This window comes from Candidatus Latescibacterota bacterium (genome assembly GCA_020633725.1).
GTDB lineage: Bacteria > Krumholzibacteriota > Krumholzibacteriia > JACNKJ01 > JACNKJ01 > VGXI01.
Genome location: JACKDC010000001.1, coordinates 957,964 through 977,215, shown reverse-complemented (window position 1 = coordinate 977,215; position 19,252 = coordinate 957,964). Strand labels below are relative to the sequence as shown.

At 71.1% G+C, this 19,252-nt stretch carries 20 protein-coding genes; 6 read left to right on the top strand and 14 right to left on the bottom strand.

The genetic code is table 11. The annotated features are described in order from the left end of the window. Positions 1-3: 3 nt before the first annotated feature. The 12 genes from H6693_04310 to H6693_04255 form a co-directional block, all read right to left on the bottom strand. Positions 4-1,563 (bottom strand): citrate lyase subunit alpha, encoded by a 1,560-nt coding sequence (locus H6693_04310; protein MCB9515391.1) that lies wholly within the window; start codon positions 1,561-1,563, stop codon positions 4-6. Continuing rightward, positions 1,560-2,792 (bottom strand): HpcH/HpaI aldolase/citrate lyase family protein, encoded by a 1,233-nt coding sequence (locus H6693_04305; GenBank protein ID MCB9515390.1) that lies wholly within the window; start codon positions 2,790-2,792, stop codon positions 1,560-1,562. Before H6693_04305 ends, H6693_04310 begins: the two co-directional genes overlap by 4 nt. Before the next feature lie 89 nt (positions 2,793-2,881). After that, entirely contained in the window at positions 2,882-3,301 is a 420-nt protein-coding gene (gene nikR, locus H6693_04300; protein ID MCB9515389.1) for a nickel-responsive transcriptional regulator NikR, read from the bottom strand. Positions 3,302-3,304: 3 nt separating this feature from the next. After that, positions 3,305-4,066 (bottom strand): ABC transporter ATP-binding protein, encoded by a 762-nt coding sequence (locus H6693_04295; GenBank protein MCB9515388.1) that lies wholly within the window; start codon positions 4,064-4,066, stop codon positions 3,305-3,307. Beyond that, positions 4,059-4,604, bottom strand: coding sequence for an ABC transporter permease (locus H6693_04290; GenBank protein MCB9515387.1), 546 nt, complete (start codon positions 4,602-4,604; stop codon positions 4,059-4,061). The genes H6693_04295 and H6693_04290 overlap by 8 nt, the downstream gene beginning before the upstream one ends. Continuing rightward, on the bottom strand, positions 4,601-5,248 hold the full coding sequence (locus tag H6693_04285) for an energy-coupling factor ABC transporter permease (GenBank protein ID MCB9515386.1): 648 nt from the start codon (positions 5,246-5,248) through the stop codon (positions 4,601-4,603). The genes H6693_04290 and H6693_04285 overlap by 4 nt, the downstream gene beginning before the upstream one ends. 22 nt (positions 5,249-5,270) lie before the next feature. Next, positions 5,271-6,257: a transporter gene (locus tag H6693_04280; protein MCB9515385.1), complete on the bottom strand. Its 987-nt coding sequence runs from the start codon at positions 6,255-6,257 to the stop codon at positions 5,271-5,273. Further along, positions 6,254-6,673: a hypothetical protein gene (locus tag H6693_04275; GenBank protein MCB9515384.1), complete on the bottom strand. Its 420-nt coding sequence runs from the start codon at positions 6,671-6,673 to the stop codon at positions 6,254-6,256. Before H6693_04275 ends, H6693_04280 begins: the two co-directional genes overlap by 4 nt. Continuing rightward, positions 6,673-7,380 carry a DUF4198 domain-containing protein gene (locus tag H6693_04270; GenBank protein ID MCB9515383.1) on the bottom strand — a complete coding sequence of 236 codons (708 nt, stop codon included), beginning with the start codon at positions 7,378-7,380 and terminating at the stop codon, positions 6,673-6,675. Before H6693_04270 ends, H6693_04275 begins: the two co-directional genes overlap by 1 nt. 66 nt (positions 7,381-7,446) lie before the next feature. Further along, positions 7,447-8,895, bottom strand: coding sequence for an MmgE/PrpD family protein (locus tag H6693_04265; protein MCB9515382.1), 1,449 nt, complete (start codon positions 8,893-8,895; stop codon positions 7,447-7,449). A 255-nt stretch (positions 8,896-9,150) separates the two neighbouring features. After that, positions 9,151-11,064, bottom strand: coding sequence for a choice-of-anchor J domain-containing protein (locus H6693_04260; protein ID MCB9515381.1), 1,914 nt, complete (start codon positions 11,062-11,064; stop codon positions 9,151-9,153). A 127-nt stretch (positions 11,065-11,191) separates the two neighbouring features. After that, positions 11,192-11,566 carry a dethiobiotin synthase gene (locus tag H6693_04255; protein ID MCB9515380.1) on the bottom strand — a complete coding sequence of 125 codons (375 nt, stop codon included), beginning with the start codon at positions 11,564-11,566 and terminating at the stop codon, positions 11,192-11,194. Between the two features lie 178 nt (positions 11,567-11,744). Between H6693_04255 and H6693_04250 the strand changes: the two genes are divergently transcribed. Further along, complete coding sequence (locus H6693_04250; GenBank protein ID MCB9515379.1) at positions 11,745-12,230, top strand: hypothetical protein; 486 nt, start codon at positions 11,745-11,747, stop codon at positions 12,228-12,230. A gap of 9 nt (positions 12,231-12,239) precedes the next feature. On the opposite strand, the gene H6693_04245 is transcribed toward H6693_04250, so the two are convergent. After that, positions 12,240-13,055, bottom strand: coding sequence for an SDR family oxidoreductase (locus H6693_04245; protein MCB9515378.1), 816 nt, complete (start codon positions 13,053-13,055; stop codon positions 12,240-12,242). A 188-nt stretch (positions 13,056-13,243) separates the two neighbouring features. Here H6693_04245 and H6693_04240 point away from each other — a divergent pair, with 188 nt between their 5' ends. From H6693_04240 to H6693_04220, 5 genes are all read left to right on the top strand, one after another. Then, positions 13,244-14,167 carry a histone deacetylase gene (locus tag H6693_04240; GenBank protein MCB9515377.1) on the top strand — a complete coding sequence of 308 codons (924 nt, stop codon included), beginning with the start codon at positions 13,244-13,246 and terminating at the stop codon, positions 14,165-14,167. Between the two features lie 80 nt (positions 14,168-14,247). Continuing rightward, on the top strand, positions 14,248-14,808 hold the full coding sequence (gene efp / locus H6693_04235; protein ID MCB9515376.1) for an elongation factor P: 561 nt from the start codon (positions 14,248-14,250) through the stop codon (positions 14,806-14,808). A gap of 131 nt (positions 14,809-14,939) precedes the next feature. After that, positions 14,940-17,261, top strand: a complete 2,322-nt coding sequence (locus H6693_04230) for an NADP-dependent malic enzyme (protein MCB9515375.1) — start codon at positions 14,940-14,942, stop codon at positions 17,259-17,261. An 86-nt stretch (positions 17,262-17,347) separates the two neighbouring features. Further along, positions 17,348-18,712 (top strand): class I SAM-dependent RNA methyltransferase, encoded by a 1,365-nt coding sequence (locus H6693_04225; GenBank protein ID MCB9515374.1) that lies wholly within the window; start codon positions 17,348-17,350, stop codon positions 18,710-18,712. Between the two features lie 75 nt (positions 18,713-18,787). Continuing rightward, positions 18,788-19,069, top strand: coding sequence for an acylphosphatase (locus tag H6693_04220; GenBank protein MCB9515373.1), 282 nt, complete (start codon positions 18,788-18,790; stop codon positions 19,067-19,069). Position 19,070: 1 nt separating this feature from the next. On the opposite strand, the gene H6693_04215 is transcribed toward H6693_04220, so the two are convergent. Then, on the bottom strand, positions 19,071-19,244 hold the full coding sequence (locus tag H6693_04215; GenBank protein ID MCB9515372.1) for a hypothetical protein: 174 nt from the start codon (positions 19,242-19,244) through the stop codon (positions 19,071-19,073). Positions 19,245-19,252: the final 8 nt, after the last annotated feature.

Genomic DNA, 19,252 nt, shown 5'->3' with positions numbered 1-19,252 from the left:
GCGCTAGCGCTCGGGAACGCGATAGATCACGTCCAGCAGGGTTCCGTCCACCCACTTGACCGCGCCCACGACCTCGTCGCCGAGCTCGGGCCTGGCGGGCTTGCCGCCGCAGAGCGCCTCCACCTCGGCCTGGATCTCCTCGATGGGACGCAGCGGCAGGCCCGCCTTCCGCGCGGGGCCGATGAGGTCCTCGCGGCGCGGGTTCACGGCGATGCCGCGCTCGGTGACGACCACGTCGATCAGTTCGCCCGGCCCGCAGAGCGTGGTCACCTCGTCCACGAGCACGGGGATGCGGTCGCGGAAGGAGGGGATGGGCAGGATCGTCACCTTGGCGGTGAGGCAGTTCTGCCAGCCGCCGATGCCGTGGAGCATGAGGCCGTCGGAGTGCGTCACCACGTTGGCGTTGAAGTGGCGGTCCACCTCGGTCGCGCCCAGCACGACGAAGTCGATCATCGAGGCGAAGTTGCCCTTGCCGTGCCAGTTGTAGCTGGTGAAGGGGCTCGTGGCGACGTGCAGCGCGTTCTCGCGCATGGAGCGCACGCCGTCGAGGTCGAAGGTCTGGCCGTCGAGGATGGTGCCGATCAGCCCCTCCTCGAGCATCTCCACCAGGTACTTCGTGGAGCCGCCGCGCATGAAGGCGGCGCGGAAGCCGTCGGCCTTCATCATCTCGCGTAGGTAGATCGCGGTGGCGAGCGCCGTGCCGCCGGCGCCGGCCTGCATGGAGAAGCCGTCGCGGTAGTAGGGCGTGCTGCGGATGAAGGCGGCCGTCAGCTCGGCGATGAGCTGGCGGTCCGGGCTGCGCGTGAGCACGGTGGTGCCGCTGACGATCTGCGACGGATCGCCCACCCGCTCCAGCTCCACCACGAAGTCCACGTTGTTGCCCTGGATCTGCCAGGGCAGGCAGGGGAAGGGCACCAGGTTGTCGGTGACGACGATCACCCGGTCCGCGTAGAGGCTGTCCACGAGGCCGAAGTTCAGGCTCCCGCAGGCGCTGGGGCCGCGGTCGCCGGTGGCGTTGCCGAAGGCGTCGGCCGTGGGCGCGGCGAGGATGGCGATGTCGATGTGCACCTCGCCGTCCTGCACCGCCTGCCAGCGGCCGCCGTGGCTGCGCAGCACCGCGGCGCCCGCCATCTTCCCGTGGCTCGCGTTGAGCCCGAGCGGACCGTTGAGGCTGCCCTCCACGCGCCGCACGACGCCATTGCGCATGTGCTCGATCACCGGCGCGTGGCAGGGGAAGGCCGCGCTGGGAAACCAGACGAGGTCCTTCACGCCCATCTCGGCGGCGATGGCGAAGACCTGGTTCATCACCAGGTCGCCGTTGCGGAAGTGGTGGTGGCTGCCGATGGTCATGCCGTCGCGCAGCCCCGCGCGCTCCAGCGCCTCGCGCAGCGAGGGGACGCGCTTGTCGCCGCTGGCGGGGTAGTCGTTGCAGCTGGCGATGGCCGGCGCGGCCTTGCGGCCGCTGGGCCGGAAGCCGCCCACGCCCTGGAAGGGGACCTGGGCTACGGCGTTGATCACGCCGGGCACCCGGCGGCCGGCGGCATTGACGGTCCAGTCGCTCACGCCTGCACCTCCGCGTTCTCGCGCCAGTTCTCGGCCAGCAGTCCGCCGGCCAGGGCCAGTGTCACCGTGCGCTGCGCCCGCTTGACCACGGGGGCGTCGATCATCTTGCTGCCCAGGCTCACCACGCCGAGGCCGGCGGCCGTGGCCGCCTCGAAGGCCTGCACGATGCGGCAGGCCTTGGCGATCTCGTCGGCCGTGGGAGCGAAGGCGGCGTGGACCACGGGGATCTGCCGCGGGTGGATGCAGCCCTTGCCGTCGAAGCCGAGCTGCTTGGCCGCGCGGACGCTGGCGGCGAGGCCGTCCATGTCGTCCACGTCGCTGAAGACGGTGTCGATGGGCTGGATGCCCGCCGCGCGCGCGGCGTTCACCACCACGCTGCGCAGCCAGAAGCTCTCCTCGCCGCTGTTGCTGCGCTGGACGCCCAGGTCCGCGGTGTAGTCCTCCAGACCGATGGCCAGCGCCACCACGTCCGCGTGCGCCCGCGCGATCTCCAGCGCGCTCAGTCCGCCCAGCGCGCTCTCGATGATGGGCATCAGCCAGAGCGGCTCCGCGCGCCCGCAGTCGGCGGCGATGCGCGCCGCGCGCTCGGCGACGGCCCTCACCTCGGCCGCGCTCTCCACCTTGGGGATGAGCACGAGCTGCACGCCGTAGGGCACGATCCACTCCAGGTCCTCGAGCCCGCGCTCCCCCTGGTTGATGCGCACCATGCGTTCGGCGGCGCCGAAGTCGAGGGCGAGCAGTGCGCCGCGCACGAGGCAGCGGGCGGCGTCCTTCTCCGAGGGCGCGACGGCGTCCTCCAGATCCAGGATCACGGCGTCGGGGCGGTGGAGGCCGGCGTTGAGCATCAGCTTGGGCTGCGTACCGGGCAGGTAGAGGCGGCTGCGCCGGAAGCGGTCGCGCTTCGACGGGGCGAGCGCCACGCGCGTCGCGGGCAGCAGCGTCGCCGCCGGCGCCTGGTCGCCCAGCGCGCGGCGAACGGCCGTCTCGAGCCGGGCGTCGATGACGAAGGGGACGGCGCCGCTGTCGTCGATCGTCACGCGCGCGTGGGCGAGGCCCAGGCGCGCGAGGCCGTCCGCCAGCTGGGCGCGGATCGACGCGCCGTAGAGCGACTCCACCTTGGACTTCAGCGCGATCTCGATGCCATCGGCGGCGATCGGATCGACTTCGATCCAGCAGTCCGAGCGGACGTCCGCACCCCGGGCGCCCGCCGCGGCCTTGGCAGCGCACATGCTAGGCCTCGCTTCGTTGGAGGATCAGGCAGCCGGAACAAATAGCACGGGCCGGCGCGCGGGCGCAATGGCCGGCGGGACGGCGGCGCTCAGGCGTCCAGCGTCGACGCGCGCGTCAGCCGGCTGAAGCGCACGCCCTTGAGGCCGCCGATGCGGATGGCGAGCTTTTCGATCTCGTCGGGACGGCCCCGCAGGAGGATCACCTCGAGGCAGTGGTCGTGGTCCACGTGCACGTGGGTGCTGCACAGGACGTTCACGTGCCGGTTGTGCTGCAGCTGCGTGAGGCGATCGGCCAGGCCGCGCTGGTGGTGGTCGTAGCTGAGCGTCAGCGTGCCGAAGACCGTGCTGCGCCGGGCGGCCCACTTTTCCGCCACCAGCCGCTCGCGGATGAGATCCCGGATCAGTTCGGAGCGCGAGGCGTAGCCCTGGCCGGTGACGCGGCGGTCGAGCTCCTCGAGCAGCTCGGCCGGCAGGGAGACGCTGAAGCGCTGGAGCGTGTCGTCGGCCATGGCTCAGTCCCAGTCGTGGGCGTGGTAGTGCCCGTTCCCGTGGCGGTGCAGCAGGCCGGCGGCCAGCAGGCGCTCGCGGTCGTCGGCGAGCGGCGCCACGGGGCCATCGTAGAGCAAGCGGCCGTCGGGCGCCAGCAGCAGCGCGCGGCGGCCGAGTTCGGGCGCGAGGCTGAGGCGATGGGTGCTGACGAGCGTGGTGGCCGCGAGACGCGGCAGCAGGTCCACCAGCCAGCCGGTGGAGGGAGGATCGAGGTGGGCGGTGGGCTCGTCCAGCAGCAGCAGTTTCGGCTCGAGCACCAGCAGGCAGGCCAGGCCCAGCCGCTGCTGCTGGCCGCCGCTGAGGCGGACGGGCGGGCGGTCGAGGACTCCGGCCAGGCCCAGCTCCGCGGCCCAGTGTCGCGCGCGGTCGACCGCCTCGGCGTCGGCGAGGCCCGCCTGACGGGGACCGTAGGCGATCTCGTCGAGCACGGTGGGGTTGAAGAACATCAGTTCGGGACGCTGGAAGAGCAACCCCACCTCGCTGCGAAAGCGGCGGCGGAAACCCTTTTCGCGCAGCCGCGACTTGGACAGCGGCGCGCCCTCGTAGTCCACGGCGCCTTCGCCGGCGAAGAGCAGGCCGTCCAGCAGCTTGAGCAGGGTGCTCTTGCCGGCGCCGTTGCTGCCCAGCAGCACGACCTTCTCGCCTGCCTCGAGGCGAAAGCTGACGTCGCGGAGCACGGGCTCGGCGCCCGGGTAGGCGAAGCCGAGGGCGCGGGCCTCAATCAAGGTCGAACCCCCGGGAACGGAGGGCCTGGGCCAGCTCGAGGCCGTCGCTCTCGCTGCGGACGAGGAAGTTCCGCGCGGTGGCGGCCGTCTGGCGGTAGAGCAGGCGCAGGGTGGGACGCGAGGGCGACCGGCTCGCCAGCGCCAGCCGGAAGTCGCCCAGCACCCGCCTCAACAGGAGGACCTGCCCGCTGGCCAGCACCAGCAGCGCGCTGAGGCGCCGGAAGGGCGCCAGCGCGCGGAAGAGGTTCACGCGCTCCACCAGCAGCGCGCTGAGCCAGGCCAGCAGCAGCAGGCGCAGGTCCGTGCGCAGCAGGTAGGCTGCGCGGGAGCCCTCGGTCAGGGGCAGGAGCAGGGAGAGGTCGAGCACGACGAGAAAGGGCAGCGACGCCGCCAGCGCCCGCCGGCCCACCCGCGGCGCCGCGCGGCCTGCCGCGAGCACCGCCACGGCCAGCCCCGCGCCCAGCAGCAGCGGCCGGTGGATCAGCGTGGCCGCGACCACCGCCGCCAGGTAGAGCGCGAGCCCAAGGCGGTCCTTCATTCCGTGCCGCTCCGCGTCCAGCGCTCCAGTCCCCGGCAGACGGCCAGGGTCAGCGCGCCCTCGGCGATCCCCAGCAGCAGGTGCGGGACGAGCACCGCCGGCAGCGTCACGCCCAGCCCGTAGGGGAAGTAGAGCGGCGAGCCGTCGGCTGCGCGGCCGAGCGCCGGCTGCAGGCCGAGCGCCAGGGCGACGAGCAGCGCCGGCAGGGCCGTGGCGAGCCAGCCCGCGCCGAAGAGCGCGGCGCGCTCGCTCAGCGGCCTCAGCAGCCGCCAGCTCCACCAGGCCGCGCCGCCGCCGACCAGCCCCATGGCCAGCGCGTTGAGGGGCAGCGTGGTGATGCCCCCGACGCCGAAGACCAGCGCCTGCAGCAGCAGCACGCCCGAGATCGCGAGGAAGGCCAGGGCGGGGCCCACGCTCAAGGCCAGGATGCCGATGCCCGACGCGTGGGCGCTGGTGCCACCGGGCAGGGGCAGCGGCAGGCTCATCAGCACGAAGGCGAGCGCGGTGAGCGACGCCATGCGGGGCAGCAGGTCGAGGTCCCAGCGACGGCGCCCGCGACGCAGGGCCAGCGCCCAGGCGAGGGCCGCCACCCCCCAGCTGGGCAGGTAGAAGCGGGGGCTGAGCATGCCGTCGGGCACGTGCACGGTCGGTCGGGGCTCCCGGTGTTCAGTGGAGGGCGGAGAAGCTGAGCACGAGGCGGTAGTTCTCCTTGCCCTCGGCGCCCTGCTGCAGATCGTCCTCGTTGAGATCGGTCCAGCTGGGCAGCTTGACGCCCAGTCCCAGACTCAGGTTCGCATAGTAGGCGCGCAGGCCCGGCATCAGGTAGAGCATTCTACCGCCGGTGGCCTCCTCGCCGACCCCGTCCAGCGCGTCGCGGCCCAGGGCGAGGAAGTTGGCTTCCAGGTTGCTGTCCAGCCGGAACTTCCGCGCGGCGTTCTCGAGGACGCGCAGGCTCCAGGCGACGTTGGCCCGCTGCTCGCTGCCGAAGCGCACGGCGCTGCCGTCATCGTAGACGTGCTCGTTGAAGTGGATCGTCGACAGCTCGAGCGTGAACGTGTTGCGGGGACCCAGGGTCTTGGTGGCGGTGACGCCGGCGCTGAAGGAGGGCTCGCCGAAGCCCAGGGAGCGGCCGGGATCGATGGCGCCATCGGCGTCGGCCAGCTCCGAATCGCCCAGCGGTAGCGATGCGCCGCCGTACACGGTGAAGTGCCAGTCTTCCAGGTCGTCGAGGCTCTCGTTCGCGGGCACCCGGCGCAGGCCGCCGTCCCACGTGAAGCCCAGCACCGCCATCAAGTTCGGATCGGCGAAGCCGGCGGTGTTGTAGGCGTTGTTCTCCATCGTCTTCACGTTGTAGGGCCAGATGGCATAGACGGAGAGCCAGGGCCGAATCCCGTACCCCGCGCCGTAGAGCCAGAAGCGGTTCGTCGTGGCCTCGTCGTCGCGGGCGGCGGTGAAGGTCTCGAAGTCCGCCTGATCGAGCTTGAGGAAGACAAGCAGCGAGCCCTGGGGCAGGGTGGCCGAAGCGGAGGTCTCCACGGGCGCGCCGGGTCCCTCGAGACCGGCCGCGCCGAGAGAGGCGACACCGTGGTGGGCGCCCGCCTGCAGGGGGAGCAGGGCGAGCAGGCCGAGGGCCAGGACTGGACGCTTCATCATCGCCTCCGTGTGAAGAGCGCCAGGATTCCGAACAGGCCGGCGATCAGCGCCAGGCCCGCCACGAGACGGGCCGAGCGCTCCCAGAGCGAGGTCGGCTTCGCCTTGATCACGCCCGAGCTGTCCACCTGGACGGTGAGCGACGCGCCGTGGCCGTCCTCGCTCTCGGCCACCACCCGCCACTCGCCGGGCCGGTCGGGCAGGAAGAGCGCGCGGCCCTCGGCGTCGCAGCGCCCGGTGGCGAAGGGTACGTCCTCGCCCGGGGGGAAGACCTCGAAGTGCTCGTAGGCGAAGGGGCTGCCGTCGCCGTAGCGCAGCGTGACGACCACGGCCTCCTCACGGCTCACCGTTGCGGCCACCTCGTGCGCGCCGGCGGACGTCGCCAGGCAGAGGAGGGCGAGTGCCAGCAGCCGCCGCATCAGCGCGCGTCCTCGATCGAGAAGGTGAGGGCCGTGGTCTCGATGACCTTGTCGGCGACGTCGTCCACGAGGGGACGCTCCTGGGTGGCCTGGATGAGCTGCAGGCCCGGGCGCCGCAAGCGGACATTCACGCGGCCGTCGGCGGCGGTGACGCCGCGGGGGCTGCCGTCGTAGGCGACGGTCACGTCGGACTGGGGCGCGCCCGCGCGCGTCACGCGGACCGTGACCTTGTCGCCGGGCCGAAGCGTAAGCGGGTTCGTCAGCGGCGACAGCTCGAGTTCCGCGCCGAGGGGCGCCGCGAGGGCGGGGAGCCAAGCGGCGATCCCCTTGACGCTTTCCAGCGAGCGCCAACTGCCCAGGGGGTGCGCCAGCTCGGCGGGGGGCAGGTTGCGCGTGCCCTCCGTGCTCTTCGTCCAGACGCCGGAGCTGGTCGCGACGAGAAGCGCGGGAGCACCGGCGGGCCAGCCGGCGGCGCGGGCGGCCTCCGCAGCGAGCGTGAAGGGCGCGCCGTCGGCATCGAGACCACGCGCGCCCAGGATCCAGCCGGGGGGCAGCTCCAGCGCCGTGGCTCCGTGATCGCCCGCGTCGTGCAGGTGCCCGTAGCGGAGCGACCACCGTCCCTGGTCCGACTCCAGCCACAGATCGTGTGCGGCGGCGGAACTCGCCGCGAGCAGGCTCGCGGCGAGTAATACGACAGACCATTTCATGTTACCAGGGTAGTCGCCGGCGCCGCTTCCCGCAAGTCGAAACTGCGGGGGCGTCCCGCGGACGGCCTACTTCGCGCGGAGGGCGGCGAGCAGGGGCGTCACCCGCTCCAGCTTCTCCAGTTCCTGGACCAGCCCGATCACCTTGGCCTGCTTCTTCTTCGGCAGGCTGAGCCCGGCCAGGGCGGCGAACTTGGTCGTGAGCTCGGCGTCGCTCATCGGGTTGCGCGGGTCGCCCTTGGGGTAGTCCACCTTCGCGCGGCGGGGCTCGGCGCCCGCCAGCTTGAGGATCACCTCGGCGCGCTTGTACTGGGGGAAGGCGGCGTCGATGGCTGCGTCGGCCTCGACGCGCACCTTGCCCATCACCGTGGGCAGGACGGGGTCCTTGAGGCGCTTCTCGGTGAAGGAGTCGGTGGTGACGGCGCCGTCCAGCAGGGCGACGGCGATCACGTAGGGCAGCGAGTGGTCGGCCGTCTCCTTGGAGCTCGGGATGTACTTGCTCGGGTCGGAGAGGATGTCCTTGGCGCGCGCGGTGGTGCGCACCTCCACCCACTCGATCTCCTCGGGCTTGTAGCCGCCGCCCTCCACCAGGTCCAGCGCGCAGGAGATGGGCGAGTGCGTCAGCGCCTCGGTGGGGAAGGCCTTCATGCCGCAGCGCACGATGCGGAACTCGGCGCCCTGCGTGTCGCCCGCGGACTTGCCCTTCTTGCGCTTGGTGAGGAGGGCGTCGAGCCCGTCGGTCAGGATCTCGGGCTTCCAGGCGACGCCGGTCTGCGTCCCCAGGCAGTGGAAGAGCCCCTCCTTGCCCTCGAAGACCGCCTCCGGCCCCGTGTAGCCCTCGGCGGCCAGCAGCGCGCTGACGACGCCCTCGGCGCCGGCCATGGGGTCGACCGTGTTCTTCATCATCGAGAGCTTGCCGGCCACCACGCCGCCGAACGTGCCCTGGCGGCAACCGGCGATGCCCACGGCGTGCATCATCTGCTCGGGGCTGAGGCCGTAGAGCTTGCCGGCGATCAGCGGGGAGACGAACTGCGTCAGCGTGGCGTGGTGCCAGCCGATCTCGCGGATGCCGGGGTGGGCCGCCTCGCAGAGGCGCATCTCGATCTCGTAGGCGAGCACGGTGGCGACGATGAGGTCCTTGCCGCTCAGCTTCTGTTGCTCCACCAGCGACAGCACGGTGCCCAGCATGTCCGACGGATGGCTGGGGTCCTGCTCCCAGTAGATGTCGTTGAAGTCCATGATGCGGATCATGAGGTTGTTCAGGAAGGCCGCGTCGCGCGCGTTCGTCTTCCAGTCGGTGCCGATCACCGTGGCCTCGGGGCGGCCGCGGAAGCGGCGGAAGACCTTCTTGGCGATGCGCGCGTCGTGGGCCTTGGTGCCGCCCAGCGCGCAGCCCAGGCTGTCGAGCCAGAAGCGCCGCGCCTCGCGCACGGCGGCGGGGCTCAGGTGCTCCCACTTGAGAGCGTGGGCGAAGTCGGCGAGTTGACGGGACAGCGTGACGGCGGGCGCGGTGCTCACGGGATCCTCCAGGCGTTGGGGTGGGCGGCCGGTCGATGCGCGGCCGCGGCGAGATAATGGGGGCCCGGCGCGGCGCTGGCAAGCCCCGGCATGACCAGGAGATATAAAGATGGCCGGGGGACCCCAGAGCCCCCCGGCCAGTCAGGATGAGAGCGGGTGGCGTGTAGGTCGCGCCTCCGCTCTGCCAAGCCAGCGAGCGATCGATTTGGCCGAGTGCCTCACGAACTGTGAAGCGAGGCAAATCGATCGCGAGCGCTACTTCGCGAGCAACAGCTTCCGGCTGTCGCTCTGCCCGGCGCTCTCCAGGCGCGCCAGGTAGACGCCCGACGCCACCGGCTGGCCGGCGTCGTCCACACCGTTCCAGGTGATGCTGTGCGGGCCGGCGTCCATGACGCCCGTGCGCAGCGTGCGGACGAGACGGCCGGCGCTGTCGTAGATCCGCAGGCTCATGGGGCCGGCGGCGTTCAGCGCGAAGTCGATGCTCGTCTTGGGATTGAACGGGTTGGGGTGGTTGGCCGCGAGACCGAAGGCCGGCGCCGTGGGCGTCTCCACGCCGGTCAGGTCGCCGATCTCGGTGAGGAAGGCCGTGGCGGACTGCACCACGTCGCCGGAGTTCATGTCCCGGATCCAGACCGTGGCGCGGAGATTGTCGTAAACCCAGCTTCCGTCCAGCGGGGCGGAGACCGAGTAGCTGTGCGTGCCCGGCGTGCTGAGCACGTTGTCGCCGGAGACGATGGCCGGCCACTGGTGGCGGAAGGCCTGGTGGTGGACCGTCTCGCCGTTCCCGCCGGCATGCACGATGTTGTCCTCGGTGATCACCCAGAAGAGCTGGTAGTTGGCGCCCGGACGGATCGCACCGGTGACCACCTCGTTCACGGTGAGCTGGTCGATGCTGTCATCCCAGGCCAGGTCCATGTGCATGGGGCTCTTCCAGGTCTTGCCCTCGTCCATGGCCGCGATCATGGCGGGGCCGTCGTAGCCCACGGCCCAGGTCGCGTCGAGGTAGAAGTCGGGCACGGCGTTCACGCCGAAGGCGCTCACGAGGGCCTGGGACTGCGCCGGATTCGCCAGGTACATGATGTCGCCGCCGTAGGGCCACCACACGTGGATGCGCAGCATGGACACGTTGTTGCCCTGATCGGGCATGTAGTCGTCCACGAGCAGATTCGGGATGTAGCACGGCGGGCAGCCGCTGTTGGTGAAGAAGAAGGCGATGGGCACGTGCTGATCGAAGTAGGTGGTGAAGTCGGACAGGGCGGTGTCGTTGCCGGCGTCGCCGTCGCCCGCCAGCATCGTGCTGCCGCTGAGGTCGTAGTACTCGCCGGGGTCGGGAGTGAAGTTGGGGAAGTTGAGCACTTCCTGCAGGCCCGGCCCGAGGGCGGTGACGCTCATCGTCTGGCTGTAGACCACGCCACCCGAGTCGCTGATGTCGAGGGTGACGTCGAAGCTCTCGTCGGACTGGCCGAAGTTCTCCACCGTCACCTGGGGCGTCACGGGCGTGCCGCCGTCGAGGTTGCCGCCGCCGGGGCTCACGCTCACGGCGCCGACGTCGTGGCCGCTCGGCGTGTAGATGCGGACGTCGTCGATGAACCAGGAGTCGTTCGTGGCCGCGGTGCCGGTGTAGCGGAAGGCCAGGTAGACCGTGGGCTGCCCGGCCAGGCTCACGAGGTTCACCGTGGCCGGTTCGCCGCTGAAGTCGGTGATGCTGTGGTTGCCGGGGGTCTGGTCGGCGATGACGGAGAAGGAGCCCATGTCCGTCTGGCTGGTGGTGCTGGCCATGATCATGTGGTGGCCGCCGGTGGCCCAGTTCAGGGCGCGCTCGTACCACTCGAGCTTGGGATTGATCGCGCCGCTGAGGTCGATGGCGGGCAGGACCAGCCACTCGTTCTGGGGCGAGCTGCTCCAGAACACGGCAGCGCTGTAGGTGCCGGTGTGGTGGTCGTAGTTGCTGCGTCCCCAGGTGGGGCTGCCGGTCTGGATCGTGGCCCAGCCGGCGGGCGGCCAGGCGGTCTCGAATCCCTCGGTGAACAGGTTGTCGTCACGGTCGCCGGGGGGGACGGTGGATTGCACAGGCGCCGCCTGCACAGCGGGCACGACGAGAAGTCCCGCAAGGGCGAGGCAGAGCAGGACTCGCGCGGTCCATCCCGTCAGGGAATTGCGGTGGCTCATGGATTACCTCCGAAGTGAGATAGTGACCGGACGCCGAAAGCGCCGGCCCGGATTCCCGGCGATTCTAGCAAAAATGCGCCCCGGACCGGAGCGCATTCTTCAAGAATAGTGGAGGAGCCGGCCTATATCAGACGTCGGCCTCGGCTTCATTCACCCGGACCTCCACCGCCTCGCTGCGAAAATCGCCGTGCCGCGTGCAGTGGGCCTCGGCGCGCAGGGCCAGCGTCCCGGCCTCGGGGACCAGGTTGAGCGAGATCGCGGGGTTGCCGCCGGCCGGGCCGAGCAGGCCCTGGGCGAAGCGGACCTCGGCGAGCAGGTGGTCGCCGTCGTAGAGGCGCAGGGCGTCGATGAAGTGGTCGGGCGCGTCCGGGTGCTCCTGCTCGTGGCCGACGCGAAGGCCCACCGGCAGGACGTCGCCGGCCTCCACCTCGCGCACGCAGTGCACGAAGGGCTGGTGCTGGTCGTCGTGGGTGTCTTCGTTGCGTTCGCTATTGGCTTCCATCTCGTCGCACTCCGGTCGGTTGACTTGGCGGTACAGGCGCGGACTCGAGCATGAAGTGTCGCCGATCGCGGGGTCTGTGGCAAGGGAGCCGCTCATGCCGCCGGAAGTGGTGACTTGAGCCGCGCCTGGCTCAGTCGCTAGTCTGTTGCGGTGACCCCAGCCAACGGAGGAACGAGGAATGAAGACCAGCCGTTGCTTCGCCGTTGTCCTGTGCCTGTATGGCTTGCTCTCTGCCATGCCGGCCAAGGCTCGCATCGGATTCGAGGCGGGAAATGAGAATGTGGACACCGACCGCTATTCCGTGGTGATTCTTGGCGCGTCCCTCTTGGGCACGGGGGCCGTGCTTCTGATGATCCACAACGAGCTGGATCGCCAGGCGGAACAGACGGTCGAATCGATGAGCCGGTTGATCACTGCCCTTGACGACAACACCCTCACCGCTCCCGACAAGGATCACTTCTACAGCGGGCAACTCAAGGGGGTTGGGCTGTTCTTCGTGGTTGCTGGGACTGCGGCGGTGCTGGCCTCGATCGTGAGGACTGATCGGGCGGGTGAGAACGACGAGTCTGCCCGTCTCGATGCCCCCGGCCGGCAGGGCTGGCATGCCGGCATCGCCCCGCATGGCGCCGACGGCTTCAGACTCGGCGTGTCCCGTCGCTTCTAGGGAGCCGGCTCAGCCGACGATGTCCTCGCCGCCGTCCACGCCGATGACGTTGCCCGTGATCCAGTCGGTGCCGGGCCCCGAGAGGGCGACGAGGGCGCCGGCCACGTCCTCCGGGGTGGTGAGGCGACCGGCGGGGTTGCGCTCCCTGGCCATGTCGAGGATCCGCGCGTTGCCCGGGATCATGCGCAGGGCGGGGGTGTCGGTGACGCCCGCGCGCAGCGCGTTCACGGTGATCCCCCGCGGCGCCAGCTCCATGGCCATCTGCCGCGTGTGGCTCTCCAGGGCCGCCTTGGCCGCGCTCACCGCGCCGTAGCTGGGCATCACCCGCGCGCCGCCCGACGAGGTCATGGAGAAGATCCGCCCGCCCTCGCCCAGCAGCCCCGCGTCCAGCAGTTCCTGGGTCCAGTAGACGAGGCTGTGGGCCATGACGTCGAGGGTCATCTCCATGCGGTCGCGGCCCATGAACTTGGCCTCCTCCTCCGCGCCCCCCGGCACGGGGAAGAAGGGGAGCAGCGAGCCGAAGGCCAGGCTGTGCAGCAGAACTTTGACGCGCTCGACGCCGGCGCCGCGCAGCGCGTCGAAGACCTCGGCGCGCTTGTCCTGGCTGGAGGCGTTGACGTTGAAGAAGAGCGCCTTCACGCCCAGCGCCTCGATCTCCGCGATCAGCGCCTGGACCTTGGGCAGGGTGGCCTTGCGGTCCAGGTGGACGCCGGCCACGTTGCAGCCCGCCCGCGCCAGGGCCAGGGAGCTGGCCGCGCCAAAGCCGCTGGACGCGCCGAGGATGAGGGCCCACTGGCCCTTGAGGCTGGAGGGTTGGCTGGTCATCGTCGCCTCCGGAGGGGGTTGCGGCAGGATTAGCACGGCGGGCCGGGAAACGTCAACGCGGGGTCCTCTGGCGCGGCGGGGCGGCCCGTGGCATACTGCTCGGCGTCACCGCCTCGTGACGCGCCCTTGCCGGGCTCCCGGGCGGTTCCCTCGCTTCCGTGGAGGCCAGCGTGCGCGGCAGCGTCGCCCTGTTCACCGACCCCAGCGGGCTCGCCCACGACACGGGGCGAGGACACCCGGAGCGGCCCGGCCGCCTCGCGGCCCTGGAGCGGCTCTTCGCGGGGCTGGACCGCGAGCGCTTCCCCTGGAGCCGCGCGGCCGAGCCCGCCGCCGAGGACACGCTGCTGGCCGTGCACACCGCCGGCCACCTGCAGCGGGTGCGCGCGCTCTGTGCCGCGGGCCCCGGCTACTTCGACCCCGACACGCCGGTGGTGCCGGCCAGCTGGGACGCCGCCCTCCGCGCCGCCGGCGCCACCGCGGAGGCCGCGCGGGCCGTGGCCCGTGGCGACGCGCGCCGCGCCTTCGTCGCCGTGCGCCCGCCGGGCCACCACGCCGAGCCCGGCCGCGCCATGGGCTTCTGCCTGTTCAACAACGTCGCCGTGGCCGCCCGGGCGCTCCAGGACGAGGGCCTGGCGGGCAAGGTCGCCATCGTAGACTTCGACGTCCACCACGGCAACGGCACCCAGGAGGCCTTCTGGGAAGATCCCTCCGTGCTCTACGCGAGCTGTCACCAGTCGCCGCTCTTCCCGGGCACGGGGCGGCGCAACGAGGTGGGGGCGGGTCCGGGCCTCGACTTCACGGTGAACCGTCCGCTGACCCCGGGCAGCGGCGACGAGCAGGTGCTGCACTGGGTCGAAGGGGAGCTGACCACGGTGCTGCGGCACTACAAGCCGAACTTCATGCTGGTCTCCGCGGGCTACGACGCCCACGCGGCCGACCCCCTGGCCCAGCTCGAGATGAGCACCGAGGGCTACCGCAAGCTGACGGCCCACCTTGCCGCCCTGGCGGACGAACTCTGCGACGGCCGCCTGGTGGCCACGCTGGAGGGCGGCTACGAGCTGGGCTCGCTCACCGAGTCCGTGGCGGCCACGCTCGAGTCCTTTGCCGGCTAGGGGTTGCCGCGGCCTGGGCCCTCTGCTATCTTGCGCGCTCGCCAGGGCCGGGGCGGCCCGAGACAGGACGAGGACGTGCCATGAAGATCATCGCCACCCAGATTCGCGCCGGCCAGGTTCACCAGGTCGACGGTGAGCTGTTCCGGGTCGCCGACATGACCCACGTGACCCCGGGCAAGGGGCCGGCCCACGTGCAGGTGAAGATGAAGAACCTGCAGACCGGCACCAACAAGGAGGTCCGCTACGGGTCCTCCGACAAGGTGGAGAAGGTGGACGTCCTGAGCCGCAAGATGACCTACAGCTACCAGGACGGCAGCGACTACGTCTTCATGGACGACGAGACCTACGAGCAGGTCCACATGCCCGGCGACCTGATCAGCGACGCGCTGCCCTACCTCGTGGAGAACACCACCGTGGACGTCCAGTCCTTCGAGGGGCGCGTGCTCGGCATCGATCTGCCGAAGGTGGTGGAGATGACCATCGTGGAGACGCCCCCCGAGGTGAAGGGCGCCACGGCCACCGCCCAGACCAAGCCCGCCACCCTCGAGACCGGGCTGGTGGTCACCGTCCCGGGCTTCGTGGGCTCCGGCACGCGCATCCGGGTGGACACCGCCACCGGCAAGTACCTCGAGCGCGCCTGAGCCATTTCCTCCGCCAGACACGGCATTGACAGACCCCCGCGGGGGCGCTTTCTTGTCGTCGACAAGAGTTGCGGGTCCGAATAACTGTCGACGTCGACGGAAACGGCCGCAACCCGCTGAGGAGGCTCACGATGTCGGATTCCGGGGACAAGCGGGACGCCCTCCGGCAGGCGGCCCTGGACTACCACGCCGGCGGCGAGCGCCGCGGCAAGATCGAGGTCGTCTCCACCAAGCCCTGCGTGACCCAGCGCGATCTCTCCCTGGCCTACACTCCCGGCGTGGCGCAGCCCTGTCTCGACATCGCGGAGGACCCGCGCCTCGCCCGCCAGTACACGGCCAAGGGCAACCTCGTCGCCGTGATCAGCAACGGCACGGCGGTGCTGGGTCTCGGCAACATCGGCGCGCTGGCGGGCAAGCCCGTCATGGAGGGCAAGGGCGTCCTCTTCAAGCGCTTCGCCGACATCGACGTCTTCGACATCGAGCTGGACCAGAACGACCCCGAGGCGATGATCGCCGCGGTCCGGGCCATGGAGCCCACCTTCGGCGGCATCAACCTCGAGGACATCAAGGCCCCCGAGTGCTTCGAGATCGAGGAGCGGCTCAAGGCCGAGATGAACATCCCCGTCTTCCACGACGACCAGCACGGCACGGCCATCATCTCGGGCGCGGCGCTGATCAACGCGCTGGAGCTGGTGGAGAAGGACATCAGCAAGATCAAGGTGGTCTTCAGCGGCGCCGGCGCGGCGGGCATCGCCTGCGCGAACTTCTACGTGTCGCTGGGCGTGCGCCCCGAGAACGTGCTGATGGTGGACAGCAAGGGCGTGCTCTGGAAGGGGCGTGGCGACGAGGGGCGGAACAAGTACAAGGACAAGTACTACCGCGAGACCAAGGCCCGCACGCTGGCCGACGCCATGGCGGGCGCCGACGCCTTCTGCGGCGTCTCGGTGAAGGACACGCTGACGGCCGACATGGTGAAGTCGATGGGGGACAAGCCCATCATCTTCGCCATGGCCAACCCGGATCCCGAGATCACCTATCCCGAGGCCAAGGCCGCGCGGCCGGACTGCATCATGGCCACGGGCCGCAGCGACTATCCGAACCAGGTGAACAACGTGCTCGGCTTTCCCTTCATCTTCCGCGGCGCGCTGGACGTGGAGGCCACGGCCATCAACGAGGAGATGAAGCTCGCGGCGGCGCACGCACTGGCCCGGCTGGCCAAGGAGGAAGTGCCCGAGTCGGTGAAGCGCGCCTACGACGACAGCGAGCTGAGCTTCGGGCCCGAGTACATCATCCCCAAGCCCTTCGACCCGCGCGTGCTGGTCTGGGAGGCTTCCGCGGTGGCCGAGGCCGCCATGGCCACGGGCGTGGCGCAGCAGCCCATCGACCTCGAGGAGTATCGCGAGCGCCTGCTCGAGCGCCTCGACTGGTCGCGCGAGGTCATGCGCAAGTTCCACGTGCTCGCGCGGCGCGATCCGAAGCGCATCGTCTTCCCCGAGGGCACGCATCCCAAGGTGGTCTGGGCTGCCAGCGAGGTGGCCAGCGAGGGCATCGCGCGCCCGGTGCTGCTCGGCCGCGCGGACGAGATCCGCAGCCGCTTCGAGGAGCTGCACCACGACGCCGAGGGCGTGGAGATCGTCGAACCCAAGAGCTCTCCGCAGATGGACGAGTACATCAAGGCCTACTACAAGCTGCGTCAGCGCAAGGGCGTTACCCAGTCGCGGGCGCAGCACGACCTGCGCGACTACTTCGTCTTCGGCACGATGATGGTCAAGCAGGGCCATGCCGACGGCATGGTGGCGGGCGTCAGCGTGAACTATCCGCAGGTGCTGAAGCCGGCGCTGCAGATCATCGGACCGCGGCAGGGCGGGCGACTGGTGGCGGGCATGTACATGCTGGTCCACGAGCACAAGCTCTACTGCTTGGCCGACTGCTCGGTGAACATCGCGCCCAAGGCCGAGGATCTGGCGGAGATCGCCCTGCTCGCCGCCACGGAGCTGGATCGCCTGCACATCGTGCCCCGCATCGCCATGCTCTCCTTCGCCAACTTCGGCTCGGTGCGCGAGCCCGAGACGGAGAAGGTCGCCGAGGCCGTCCGGCTGATCAGGGAGCAGCGGCCCTACCTGGTCGTCGACGGTCCCGTGCAGGCCGACGTCGCCCTGGACCAGGCGATGCTGCGCGAGTACTTCCCCTTCACCGAGCTGAAGGGCCGGGCCAACCTGCTGGTCTTCCCCAACCTGGACGCGGGCAACATCGCGCTCAAGCTGCTCCAGAAGTTCAGCAGCGCCCACACCTACGGCCCGATCATGCTGGGCATGGACAAGCCCATCCACCTGGTCGTGCGCGGCAGCGACGTGAGCAGCATCGTCAACCTCACGGCGATCGCCACGGTGGACGCCCAGACGGTGGCCCACCGCGAGCAGCAGCTCCGCGAGGCGCTGAACTACGCCACCTAGAAAAGAGGTCGCGGCGACGCCGCGGACCGGCTAGCATCGGGGCCCGGGCCACGCCCGGGCCCTTTCCCTTGCCACGGAGACGCGCCATGGAACGCCCGCTCGCCGAGACCGCCCTGCCGGAACTGCAGGTGGAGAGCCTTGCCGCCGGCGGCGACGGCGTGGGACGGCTGGAGGGGCAGGCCGTGTTCGTCGCCGGCGCCGTGCCCGGCGACCGCCTGCGCGTGCGGCTGGGTCAGCGCCGCGCGCGCTGGGCGAAGGCGGAGATCGTCGAGATCCTGGAGCCCGGCCCCGGACGCCGGAGCGCGCCCTGCCCGGTGGCCGACGACTGCGGCGGCTGCCAGTGGCAGCAGGTCGATGACGCGCTGCAGCGCGAGGCGCGCCGGGACATCGTGCTGGACGCCCTCACGCGCATCGCCGGGCTGGACGTCGCCGCGCTGCCGCCCGTGGACCTGCCGGCCCCGACGCCCGGCCTCGGCTACCGCCGCCGGGCGGAGTACCGCCTGCAGAGCCTGGGCGGCGGGCGCGTCGAGCTGGGCTTCCTGGCCCGGGGCAGCCACCGTCTCGTGGACCACGAGCGCTGCCTGCTGCTCGAGGCGCCGCTGGCCGACGCGGTGGCGAGTCTGCGGGAGACCCTCGTGCGGAACCTCGTCCGTCCGGCCGCCGCGCTGCTCGAGCTGACCCTGCTGGAGGGCGCCGGCGGCGGCTCGCCGGAGCTGCAGCTGCTGGCCACCCTGGACGACGCCGCGCGCCGCGTCCTCCCGCCGCTCCTGGCCGACTGGCGTCCGCCGGGCGTGGGGGCCGTGCACGTCGCGCTGCGGGACGCCGAGGGCCACACGCTTCGCGAGGCCCAGGGCGCGCCCTTCCTGCTCGAGCGCGTGCAGCTGGACGCCCCCGGCGGCCAGCGCCTGGACTACCCGCTCTACACGCGGCCGGGGGAGTTCGTGCAGGCGAGCCGGGCCGCGAATCGCCAGCTGCTCGACGCCCTGCTCGGCATCTTCGATCCCGGCGGCGAGCCCTGGGTGCTGGACCTCTTCTGCGGCGCGGGCAACCTGAGCCTGCCGCTGGCGCTGCTCGGCGCCAAGGTGCTCGGGCTGGAGACGCGCCGCAGCGCCCTGCGCAGCGCCCGCAAGTCGGCCCGCGACGCGCGCTGCGCGCGCGCCCGCTTCCGCGCCGGCGAGGTGGCGGAGCTGCTGCCCGAGCTGGCCGCCGACGGACGCAAGTACCGCACGGTTCTGCTCGATCCGCCGCGCCAGGGCGCTCCGGAGCTGGAGGCGCAGCTGGATCCGCTGGGCGTGGAGGAGATCATCGCCGTCAGCTGCCACCCGGCGAGCTTCGCACGCGACCTGGGCGGCTGGGTGGGCCGCGGCTTCGCGCTGCGCGAGCTCCAGCTCTTCGACTTCTTCCCGCAGACCCATCACGTGGAACTGCTGGCCCGCCTCACCCGGGCCTAGCGCTCGCGTCTGCGCTTGCGCGGCGCCCGCGTCCGTGCTTGGATGCCCGCACGCGCAGCAAGGCGGACGACACCCATGGAACGCAGAAGCTACTCGATCACCGGACGCGTGCAGGGCGTGGGCTACCGGGCCTTCGCGCGGACGGTGGCCCGCGGACTCGGTCTCGCCGGCTGGGTCTCCAATCGCCCGGACGGCTCGGTGGAAGTGCTGGCCGAGGGCACGCCGCGGGCGCTGGCCAATCTCGAGGCCCGGTTGCGGGAGGGTCCGCCCGGCGCCGTCGTGACGGCGGTCGCGCGGGGCGACGCCGCGGGCGAGGAGCGCTTCAGCCCGGGCGACTTCGAGATCCGCTTCGGCTAGCTCACTCGTAGGTGGGATCTTCGTCGTCGAGGCCGTGGTCGATGAGTTCCTGATGCGCGTCCCGCCGGGCCAGGCAGGCGCTGCAGTACCACAGCTCCTGCAGATGCTCGTCGGGCACGAGCTCCTCGGTCGCGCCGCAGTAGACGCAGTGCGCCCCCCGGCCCTTCTCCTCCACGGGCACCA